This window comes from Lachnoclostridium sp. (assembly GCF_031997925.1).
In the GTDB taxonomy this organism is placed as follows: Bacteria; Bacillota; Clostridia; order Lachnospirales; family Lachnospiraceae; genus Lachnoclostridium.
Map to the genome: position 1 here is coordinate 197,443 of NZ_DAMADT010000005.1, position 3,703 is coordinate 201,145.

Below are 3,703 nucleotides of genomic sequence, written 5' to 3' on the forward strand. Positions count from 1 at the left end.
CGTTAAGAGTATCGAGATTTGCCCACTTTCTATCCTCCCCGCTAACCGGACACATCCAACTCTCCTGAATGAGCCATCCACCGAGATTCACACCACGAAGTATTATATTTTCACCTAGCCCATTAATAACCTTACTACCTACTACTTTTAGAAATCTATTCATAATTTTCAAATCCTTTTTCTTTCCTCTGTCTTATACGAATTCCTATTATAAACCCTCCAAAAAACTGAGCAGAAAACCAAAGCGTGTTTACACGCTTAGATATATGAGGTCTTGCTAATTTTTAGGAAAGGTTTTCATGAGTTACTAACTAGTTGCTTTATTCCTGACTTCCCTGATGAGGTTAAACTACATAAAACAAGAGACCGCAGCAAATATAGATATTTCTATTTGTCACAGCCTCTTTCCCTTAGGATATCGTTTTTCTCTCGCTTACCAGCAAAGTGTTATAACAGAATATGCTGTAAGCGTAATATCGCAAACATGTTTACCTTCACAAATCTGCATACTAAGTTCTTCTGCTGTACGGCTCATTAATACAACGACTTTTTCACCATCCGGATTAATAAAGCCAACGGCATCCACTTGATCAGTAAACTTTGATACTAGGATTCTTTTTGCACCTTTTTTAACAAATCTGCTTAAATGTCCAATATAGTAATATGATAATTTAATATCCAGTTGATCCTTCTCTTTGTCATACATAATTGGTGCATCACAGAAGTTTCCTACATGGTTTGGACCTCCTTGTGCATTTAACACAAGATTCCAATCAATATAACCATTCATTCCCTGATTAAAGTTACCAATGATATCATGCATATACATCTGCGCATTTTTTACTTGGTTATTGGATTTAAATCTGGAATACTCCACACAGCCTTCTGTAAAGATAAGTTCTTTATCAGGGTACTTTGTACTTACCGCATTAAGCGCTTCAAAGTGATCCCCTGAATACCAGTGAAATCCAATTGCACCAATACTCTTTGCTGCACCTTCTACTGAGAAGGTCTCATCTGCTCGTTCCAGGATGCAATCTTTATTATGATCCCATATTACAATAACAATGTTAGAGTACCCATGTGCATCTAATGTCTTTCTTAGGTTTTCCGTTGCAAAGATTCCTTCTTCTTCCCCCGTATATAAACAAGAATCCCACTTTTGAGTTGCCTTTGGTTCATTCTGAACTGAAATTCTATGAATGGTAATTCCTAACTTTTCATATTCCTCCACATACTTTACAATCATGTCTGCCCACATCTGATAGTACTCTTTTTTAAGAACACCTCCATGATTCATATCTTGATTGCTCTTCATGAAGGCCGGTGGACTCCATGGACTTGCAAGCAATTGAATATCCGGATTCACTGCTAAAGCATCCTTAATCATTGGAATTAAATGCTGTTTATCCCTTTCCAGCGTGAATGTTTCTAAATTCTTGTCCTCAAGATCTTCTATGTAAGCATAATTGCCAAGGGAAAAATCACAACTTTGTATATGTGTTCTGCAAAAGTTATATTGATTTCCGCCTTCACCGAAGCACATCTGTAAAAATAGTTCTTTCTTTTCCTCACTCATTGTCGACATTGTTTCAGCAGCTGCTTCTGTAAATGCTCCACCAAATCCATAAACGGTTTGTCTGGTTTCGTTTGGATAAACCTTAATTAGATTCATTTCTGCTCTTTCATTATTCGAAAAGGTAAGTTCACTTGTTTCAAACTGTATTTCTTCATTGCTGCGATAGCATTTAATATTCATTTATTACCTCCGGGTATTTTTGAGTCTCAGGGCTTTCATATGTTACTTGATACTACCTGTTAGTTTTCTAACTTTTGTCTGTTCTTCTCAATTTTTTGATTCTTCACTTCTACTACAGACGCCCAATTATTGTCATCTAAGAATTTCTTGTAATTGTCTAACACAGAATTGAATTCATTTTCACTATTTGCACGAAACAAACCAACCAATGTTGTTGTCCATTCTGTTTTAGTAGCTGTATTAATTCTTGCTTCTTCCGTCCCTTCATCAGGGTTTGTATTTTCAAGAATAAAATGAGGTACTAATTTGCCTTTTCCCCACTCCTGCATCTGCTTAATCGAATCCGGAAAAGCACTATCACTTAATGCTTTGTATTTGTCATGACCAAAGAAGAAGAATTCACCGGTACGATACTCTTTCTTGAATCGGTCATTCTCATTAAGCTGCATTTCTTTTGCTTCTTTTGTCATCTCATATTTCCCCTCTGAATTAATCGTATAAGAAACTCCCTCAATACCGTATTGTGTCAAAATTTGTCCTTCTTCGCTTAACAGATATGTGAACAATTGAATTGCTTTTGCTGGATCCTTACACTGCTTTGTTATGTAGGATACCATCCAACCACTGATACCTGCCTGACTTAAGGTTGGTTTGTTACCTACTGTACTTTGTGGTCCATCGATAGCTATGTAAGCCGCATCAGGATTTGAAGTCATCCAGGTAGTTAGAAAACCAGAACGCTGTGGAGTACCATCCATCATAATAGTTGCATATTTACCTGCTTTAACTTTTTCTTCATGTGCAGTACCATCATCTGCAAAACTATCATCACTGATATATCCCTTACGGTACGCTTCATTGAAAGTTTTAATCCAGGATAAATAATCCTCATCAAGATTTCTTTCATAGTACTTTCCATCTTCATTTAACAATGGCACCCCGATAAAGTCTTGGAATTTATCTCCCATAGAACCTGTAGAATCCGTAGTAAACGAATTAAATCCAAATGGATAAAGTTCAGGGTACTTCTCTTTGATTTGTCCTAGTACATTAAGGAATTCCTCCTGAGTTCCCATGGATGGTCTTCCCAGTGCTTCGTACACATCTTTACGAATTACAAACGCAGTTGTTGCAAATATATTTCCACTTTCATAATCCGCTTTTGTATTGGAAAAATCCGCATAGCCGTAGCTCTTTCCATCATCAAGCTGTAACCAGTTCAGCGTCTCAGTAGAAGCCACTTTTCTAAAATACGGGTCATACCTGTCTGCAACTTCAAACAACGGAAGTGCCCAAGAGCTTGCCTTTAATGCAGCTTGTGATCCGGAATCAAATACACTGATTAAATCAGGCATATCTCCGCCCGCAAACAAAGTGTTTAATTTGGTATCATCGCCAACAATAAAGTTGATTTTTACATGCAAATCTTCCTCGATTTTTTTTGTAATGATATCCTTGCCCCATTCGGTGTTCCACCATTCTGCATTTACATACCATGTAAGCTCAGTCATTTCCTTTGTATCAAGTTTCCATGCCGGTGTTTCGGGATCTAATTCATATCTGGCTTCTGATTTCACAGAGCCTTTGTTTCCACTATCTACCTTTGTGTCGTCTCCCTTTTTTCCGCATCCCCCAAGCAACACTGTGGTCGCTATTAGAAGAGCCATGGATCTTGTCATCCATTTTAATAATCCTTTTCTCATAAAACTTACCTCCTTTTATTCTCTTATTCTTTTACTGCACCAAGCATCATGCCTGTAACAAAATGCTTTTGTAGCAGAGGATAAGCAATCAATATTGGTACTGTTGTGATAACGATGGTAGCCAGCTGTATCCCTTTTGAAGTGGTCTCCATTACAACACTGCCTACCGGCATATTCTGAACACTCTGTCTTACTATAATTTCATATAATTTCATCTGTACTGGATATAAAACTTTATCCG

Annotated in this window: 2 protein-coding genes and 1 pseudogene; all 3 read right to left on the bottom strand. The window is 37.4% G+C overall.

The annotated features are described in order from the left end of the window. Nucleotides 1-433 precede the first annotated feature (433 nt). Nucleotides 434-1,759, bottom strand: a complete 1,326-nt coding sequence (locus tag RTP52_RS05955) for a glycoside hydrolase family 30 protein (RefSeq protein WP_312369849.1) — start codon at nt 1,757-1,759, stop codon at nt 434-436. 59 nt (nt 1,760-1,818) lie between these two features. Next, a complete protein-coding gene (locus RTP52_RS05960; protein WP_312369851.1) occupies nt 1,819-3,462 on the bottom strand; it encodes an extracellular solute-binding protein in 1,644 nt (547 codons plus the stop codon). Between the two features lie 23 nt (nt 3,463-3,485). Beyond that, nucleotides 3,486-3,703 (bottom strand): annotated as a pseudogene (locus tag RTP52_RS05965) (carbohydrate ABC transporter permease); the annotation flags it as partial.